The sequence below is a fragment of the Microbacterium sp. genome (genome assembly GCF_049661145.1).
Taxonomy (GTDB): domain Bacteria; phylum Actinomycetota; class Actinomycetes; order Actinomycetales; family Microbacteriaceae; genus Microbacterium.
Genome location: NZ_JBASZT010000233.1, coordinates 1 through 6892, shown reverse-complemented (window position 1 = coordinate 6892; position 6892 = coordinate 1). Strand labels below are relative to the sequence as shown.

The window sequence follows — 6892 nt, the reverse complement described above, 5'->3', positions numbered from 1 at the left end:
GGCGCCGAGCGCGCGACGCACGGGGCCGGGTCAGACGGCGGCGAGCTCGCCGGAGCGCTCGCGCGTGCGGATCGCGCGGTTGACGCACGAGACGATCGCCTTGAGCGATGCCGTGGAGATGTCGCCGTCGATTCCGACACCCCACAGGCGCTCGCCGTCGACCTGCAACTCGACGTACGACGCGGCCTGCGCGTCGCCGCCGGCGGAGAGCGTGTGCTCGACGTAGTCGTACAGCGTCACGTCGAAGCCCTGCTCCCGCATGACCTGGAGGAACGCCGACACCGGGCCGTTGCCCAGGCCGCGGGTCGCGAACTGCGCCTCGCCGTCGCGCAGGGTCACGTCCAGCGACACTTCACCCGACATGTCGCTGTGCGTGCGCGTGGACAGCAGTTCGAAGCGGCCCCACTTGTCGTCCGCGGCGGATGCCGGCAGGTACTCGTCGGTGAAGATCGCCCAGATCTGGTCGCTGGAGACCTCGCCGCCCTCGGCATCCGTCTTCGCCTGCACGACCCCCGAGAACTCGATCTGGAGCTTCCGCGGCAGATCCAGCGCGTGGTCGGTCTTCAGCAGGTACGCGACGCCGCCCTTGCCGGACTGCGAGTTGACGCGGATGACGGCCTCGTACGAGCGGCCCAGGTCCTTCGGGTCGATCGGCAGGTACGGAACGGCCCACTCGATCTCGTCGACCGTGACCCCGGATGCCGCGGCCCGCGCCTCCATGGCCTCGAAGCCCTTCTTGATGGCATCCTGATGCGATCCGCTGAACGCCGTGAAGACGAGGTCGCCGGCCCACGGGCTGCGCTCGTGGACGGGCAGCTGGTTGCAGTACTCGGCGGTGCGCTTGACCTGGTCGATGTCGCTGAAGTCGATCTGCGGGTCGATGCCCTGAGTCAGCATGTTGATGCCGAGGGCCACCAGGTCGACGTTGCCGGTGCGCTCGCCGTTGCCGAACAGACACCCCTCGATGCGGTCGGCGCCGGCCAGGTAGCCGAGCTCCGCGGCGGCGACCGCCGTGCCGCGGTCGTTGTGCGGGTGCAGCGACAGGATGACGTTCTCGCGGTGGGCGAGGCGACGGCTCATCCACTCGATCGAGTCGGCGTAGACGTTCGGGGTCGCCATCTCGACCGTGGCCGGCAGGTTGATGATGACCTTGCGGTCGGGCGTGGGCTCGAAGATCTCGATCACCCGGTTGCAGACGTCGACGGCGAACTCGAGCTCGGTGCCGGTGTAGCTCTCGGGCGAGTACTCGTAGTACACGGTCGTCTCAGGGATGCGCTGCTCGTACTCGCGGCACAGTCGCGCGCCCTCGAGAGCGATGTCGATGATCCCCTGCTTGTCGGTGCGGAACACGACCTCGCGCTGCAGCACGCTCGTCGAGTTGTACAGGTGGACGATCGCCTGCTTGGCGCCCGCGATGGCCTCATACGTGCGCGCGATGAGGTGCTCACGCGCCTGCGTCAGCACCTGGATCGTGACGTCGTCGGGGATCACGTTCTCTTCGATGAGTTGACGCACGAAGTCGAAGTCGGTCTGGGATGCCGAGGGGAACCCGACCTCGATCTCCTTGTAACCCATGCTGACCAGCAGGTCGAACATGATGCGCTTGCGCTCGGGACTCATCGGGTCGATGAGCGCCTGGTTGCCGTCGCGGAGGTCGACGGCGCACCAGCGCGGTGCGGTCGTGATGCGGTTGCCCGGCCACGTGCGGTCTGGCAGATCGACACGGATCTGCTGGTGGTACGGACGGTACTTGTGGGTCGGCATGCCGGAGGGCTGCTGCGTGTTCTTCATGGGGGTTCGCTTCTCTTCGTCGGAGGGTGCGGGCCGAGTGTCAGACGATGACAAGCTCCGCGACGAGGAAGGCCCTAGAACGAGGTCTCGTCGCGGCGGCTAAGAAGGAGGCCGAACGCGCGCACCGTGCCAGCGTACACCCGCAGTGAGGATGCTCGCGAACCGCGCGGATCTCAGAACCCGAGCCGCCCGAGTTGCTTCGGGTCGCGCTGCCACTCCTTCGCGACGCGCACGTGCAGCTTCAGGAACACCTTCGTGCCGACGAGCGGCTCGATGCCGGCGCGTGCCCGGGCACCGACATCCTTCAGCCGCGCCCCACGGTGCCCGATGATGATGCCCTTCTGGCTGTCCCGCTCGACGACCAGGTTCGCGTGGATGTCGGTGAGGTCGGCATCCTCGCGCCGCGCGATGTCTTCGACGGTGACCGCGATGGAGTGCGGCAGTTCGTCGCGGACGCCGTCGAGGGCGGCCTCGCGGATGATCTCCGCGATCCGGTCCTCCAGCGACTCGTCGGTGACGACGCCTTCCTCGTACAGCGCGGGCCCTTCCGGCATGAGCGTCAGCAGTTCGTCGGCGAGCACGTCGAGTTGGTCGGCCGTCACGGCGGACAGCGGGATGACGGCGTCCCAGTCCGCCCGCAGAGCGTCGACCTCCACGAGCCGTTCGGTGACCTCGTCGCGCGAGGCGAGGTCGGTCTTCGTGACGATCGCGACCTTCTTCGCGCGCGGGTAGCCGTCGAGCGACGTCGCGATGCGACGGTCGCCCGGGCCGATCTTCTCGGTCGCCGGCACGAGGAAGCCGATCGCGTCGACGTCGCCCAGCACCTGCTCGACGAGGTCGTTGAGGCGCTGCCCGAGGAGCGTGCGCGGCTTGTGGATGCCGGGCGTGTCCACGATGACGAGCTGCCCGCCGGGTCGGTTCAGGATGCCGCGGATCGCGCGACGAGTCGTCTGCGGCTTGTCGGAGGTGATGGCGACCTTCTCACCGACGAGCGCGTTGGTCAGCGTCGACTTGCCGACATTGGGCCTGCCCACAAACGTCACGAACCCGGACCGCGACTGCGCCATCTGATCCCTTCCGGTGTATCGACCCGACCGAGTCTAGCCACGGGCGCTGTCTCACCGGGGCTCGGAATCCTCAGCTCGCCCGTGCGCGGTGTGTGAGCCTCCAGAGTCTCCTGCACCGCCTTGAGTTCGTCTGTGGGCTCCACGAACACGGTCGCAAGGCCCCGGCCGCGGCCGCGTGAGGTTCCACCGGTCAGCCGCAGGCCGGAGTGCTCCGCCGTCGCACCGGGCAGCGGTACCCGTCCCAAGAGCTTGCCGAGCAGGCCTCCGATCGAGTCCACGTCGTCGTCCTCCAGCTCGAGCCCGAACAACTCGCCGACCTCGTCGAGCCCGAGCCGCGCACTCACGCGATAGCGCCCGTCACCGAGCGCGACGATCTCGCTCGAGGGAGTGTCGTACTCGTCGGCGATGTCGCCGACGAGTTCCTCGATGAGGTCCTCCAGGGTCACGAGCCCCGACACCCCGCCGTACTCGTCGACGACGAGGCAGACGTGAACGGCATCCCGCTTCATCTGCTGCAGCAGTGTCTCGGCCTTCATCGATTCCGGCACGAACACGGCGGGACGGGCGATCTGTGCCACCGGCGCGTCGCGCCACGCCGTTTCGTCGCGGTAGGCGAACTGCACGAGGTCCTTGAGATAGACGACGCCCGTGATGTCGTCCGCCTCACCGTCGGCGACCGGCACGCGGGACACGCCCTTGTCGAGGAAGAGCTCCATCGCCTCCTGCGTGGTGGCGGCGGCATCCATCGTCACCATGTCGGTGCGGGGCACCATGACGGCGCGGACGAACGTGTCGGTGAAGTCGAAGACCGAGTGGATGAGGTCGCGGTCGTCTTCCTCGATGAGATCCTGCGACGCTGCCTCGTCGACCATGCTGAGCAGCTGTTCCTCATTGGCGAAGGAGGCGCCGCGACGGATGCCGGGGGTCACCCGGTTGCCGATGATCACGAGCAGATGGGCGAGAGGTCCCAGCACGATGCGGGCCCCCCTGATGATGGGCGCACACGCCGTCAAGAGTCCTCGAGCGTGCTGGCGGCCGACGGCGCGCGGACTTGCTCCGACCAGGACGAACGAGACGACCGTCATGAGGACGGCGGCGGCGAGCATCGCCCACCAGATGCTGTCGAACTCGACCGTGAAGGCGACGGTGACGAGGACGGCGGCCGTGGTCTCCGCCAGGATCCTGATGAACACCACCGCGTTGCCGTGCGCTTCGGGATCGGCTGCGATCCGGGCGAGCGCGTCACCGCGCCGCGCGCCGACCGACAACTCGACGAGGTCGGCACGTGATGTGACCCCCAGCGCCGCGTCGAGGGCTGCCATGAGTCCGCCGAGCGCGACGAGCAGGGCGGCGGCCACGAGCAGCAGGATCTCGGTCATGCGCGTCGTCGACGTTCCGACGAGTGAAACGCCGCAATGAGTTCGCGTTGCAGCTCGAACATCTCCCGTTCCTCCTTGGGCTCTGCATGATCGAACCCCAGCAGGTGCAGCAGCCCATGGGTGGTGAGCAGGATCAGCTCGTCCAGAGTGGTGTGGCGCGCAGCCTGTGCCTGCGCCTCGGCGACCTGTGGACACAAGACGATGTCTCCGAGCAGGCCCGGCGCCGTCGGCTGTTCCTGGGTGCCGGGGCGGAGTTCGTCCATCGGAAAGCTCAGGACATCGGTCGGCCCGGGCTCGTCCATCCACTGCACGTGCAGCGCCTCCATCGCGCCCTCGTCGACCAGCAGGATCGCGACATCGGCGTCGGGGCTGACGTGCAGCTCGGCGAGGTTGTTCGCCGTCAGGCGCAACAGCACCGCCTCGTCGATCTTGAACCCGGACTCATTGGTGATCTCGATGGTCATGCGCGTCCTCGCTGTGTTCCTCGCGGCGGCAGGTGGTCTCGGGGGCCGCCCCGGCGCGCCTGACCACGCCGCTCGGCGCGGTTCGCGAACTCAGCCGCCTCGTCGCGCTCGCGCCGGGACGCGAGCCGCTGCTCGTCGTACACGCTGTACGCGTCGACGATGCGCCCTACCAGGCTGTGCCGGACGACGTCCTCGCTCGTGAGCATCGAGAAGTGGATGTCGTCGATGTCCTTCAGCACGCGGGTCACGAGGCGCAACCCCGACGCGCCCTGGGGCAGATCGATCTGCGTGATGTCGCCCGTGACCACCATTCGGGTTCCGAAGCCGAGACGCGTGAGGAACATCTTCATCTGCTCTGGCGTCGTGTTCTGCGCCTCATCGAGCACGACGAACGAGTTGTTCAACGTCCGCCCCCGCATGTACGCGAGCGGGGCGACCTCGATCGTGCCCGACGCCATGAGCTTCGGGACGATGTCGGGGTCCATCATCTCGTTGAGCGCGTCGTACAACGGCCGCAGGTACGGGTCGATCTTGTCGGTCAGCGTGCCCGGAAGGAACCCCAGCCGCTCCCCCGCCTCTATGGCGGGCCGGCTCAGGATGATGCGGTCGACCTCTTTGCGCTGCAACGCCTGCACGGCCTTCGCCATCGCGAGGTAGGTCTTGCCGGTGCCGGCCGGCCCGATGCCGAAGGTGATCGTGTTCTCGTCGATCGCGTCGACGTAGCGCTTCTGGCCGAGCGTCTTGGGGCGGATGACCCGGCCCCGCGACGACAGGATCGCCTCGCCGAGCACTTCGGACGGGCGCTCGCCGCTGTCGGCGCGCAGGATGCGGTTCGACGCGGTGACATCGACCGGGTCGAGGCCGTGACCCGAGCGGGTCATGGCGATCAGCTCGTCGACCAGGGCACGGGCGCGCGCCACGGCATCCGCCGCTCCGGTGAGCGTGATCTCGTTGCCGCGCACGTGCACCTCGACCTCGGGGTGCTCTCGCTCGACGACCCGCAGCAGCCGATCCTGCGGACCGAGCAACTGCACCATCGCAACGCCGTCGGCGAGGATGCGGTCGGTCACGGGTGCCGTCGCGGTGTCGGCGGCGCGCCCGGACTCGTCGTCAACCACCAAGTCGACCCTCTTCCAGTCCGCCGGACAGGACGTGCGCGTGCACGTGGAACACCGTCTGCCCCGCGCCCGGACCGGTGTTGAACACGAGCCGGAAGTCGCCGTCGCTGTATTCGGCGGCGAGGGTGTTGGCGAGCCCGACGAGCTCGGTCAGCAGCACGGGATCGCTGGCGGCGAGTTCGACGACGTTGCGGTACTGCGCCGTCTTCGGGATGACGAGCAGGTGCACGGGAGCCTGCGGGGCGATGTCGCGGATCGCGAACACGTTCTCGGTCTCGGCAATGATCTCAGCGGGGATCTCCCCCTGCAGGATGCGCGTGAAGACACTCGGTTCGCTCATACTCCGAGTGTAGCCAGCGCCTGCGTTGACAGGCCGGATGCCGCGACCCCACCCACGCCCTCGCTCAGCGGGTCGCATGCGGTCGCAATCCAGGTCTGACAGCGACCACTTGCGACTCCCGCCGCCCAACCCGGTTGTCGAGTGCCGGCGCGAAGCGCCGGTGTGCCGAGACGACGCAAGCCGAACCCGTCGTTGAGGGCGCGGAGCACACTTCACCAACGCCGCAAGCGCGCGTTCAGAACGGCGAGCGCGGCGGGACCCGCGGTCGAGGTGCGCAGCACCGTCTCGCCGAGGCGGACGGCGGTCGCCCCGGCATCCGCCAGCGTCGACAGCTCCTCGGCGGCGACGCCGCCCTCGGGGCCGACGATCAGCACGATCTCCGGCGCATCGTCCAGCGGGACGGCGGTCAGGGCGACGGATGCCGTGGGTTCCAGCACCAGCACGAGAGCTTTCGTCGCGCGGGCCGCGACCTGCGCCGTGGTCGCCGGCGGCGTCACCTGTGGCAGCCAAGCGCGGTGCGCCTGCTTCGCCGCTTCGCGCACGATCGACGTCCAGCGCGCGATGCCCTTGTCGATCTTCGGACCGCTCCACCGCGAGACGCTGCGGGATGCCTGCCACGGCACGACCTCGTCGACGCCCAGCTCGGTCGCCGCCTGGATCGCCAACTCGTCGCGGTCGCCCTTCGCGAGCGCCTGCACGAGCACGAGCCGCGGGGATGCCGCGGCATGCGCCG

Annotated in this window: 7 protein-coding genes; all 7 read right to left on the bottom strand. The window is 68.6% G+C overall.

The genetic code is table 11. The features are described from left to right. Positions 1 to 30: 30 nt before the first annotated feature. Positions 31 to 1791 (bottom strand): 2-isopropylmalate synthase, encoded by a 1761-nt coding sequence (gene leuA / locus WBP48_RS09825; RefSeq protein ID WP_424439627.1) that lies wholly within the window; start codon positions 1789 to 1791, stop codon positions 31 to 33. 173 nt (positions 1792 to 1964) lie between these two features. Next, complete coding sequence (gene era, locus WBP48_RS09820) at positions 1965 to 2858, bottom strand: GTPase Era (RefSeq protein WP_424439624.1); 894 nt, start codon at positions 2856 to 2858, stop codon at positions 1965 to 1967. Beyond that, positions 2831 to 4237 carry a hemolysin family protein gene (locus WBP48_RS09815; protein WP_424439621.1) on the bottom strand — a complete coding sequence of 469 codons (1407 nt, stop codon included), beginning with the start codon at positions 4235 to 4237 and terminating at the stop codon, positions 2831 to 2833. Before WBP48_RS09815 ends, era begins: the two co-directional genes overlap by 28 nt. Beyond that, complete coding sequence (gene ybeY, locus WBP48_RS09810) at positions 4234 to 4701, bottom strand: rRNA maturation RNase YbeY (protein WP_424439618.1); 468 nt, start codon at positions 4699 to 4701, stop codon at positions 4234 to 4236. The genes WBP48_RS09815 and ybeY overlap by 4 nt, the downstream gene beginning before the upstream one ends. Then, a complete protein-coding gene (locus WBP48_RS09805) occupies positions 4698 to 5738 on the bottom strand; it encodes a PhoH family protein (RefSeq protein WP_424439630.1) in 1041 nt (346 codons plus the stop codon). The genes ybeY and WBP48_RS09805 overlap by 4 nt, the downstream gene beginning before the upstream one ends. Before the next feature lie 73 nt (positions 5739 to 5811). Next, positions 5812 to 6159, bottom strand: a complete 348-nt coding sequence (locus WBP48_RS09800; RefSeq protein ID WP_424439615.1) for an HIT domain-containing protein — start codon at positions 6157 to 6159, stop codon at positions 5812 to 5814. Between the two features lie 212 nt (positions 6160 to 6371). After that, on the bottom strand, positions 6372 to 6892 hold a 521-nt coding region (locus tag WBP48_RS09795; protein ID WP_424439612.1), incomplete at its 5' end, for a 16S rRNA (uracil(1498)-N(3))-methyltransferase.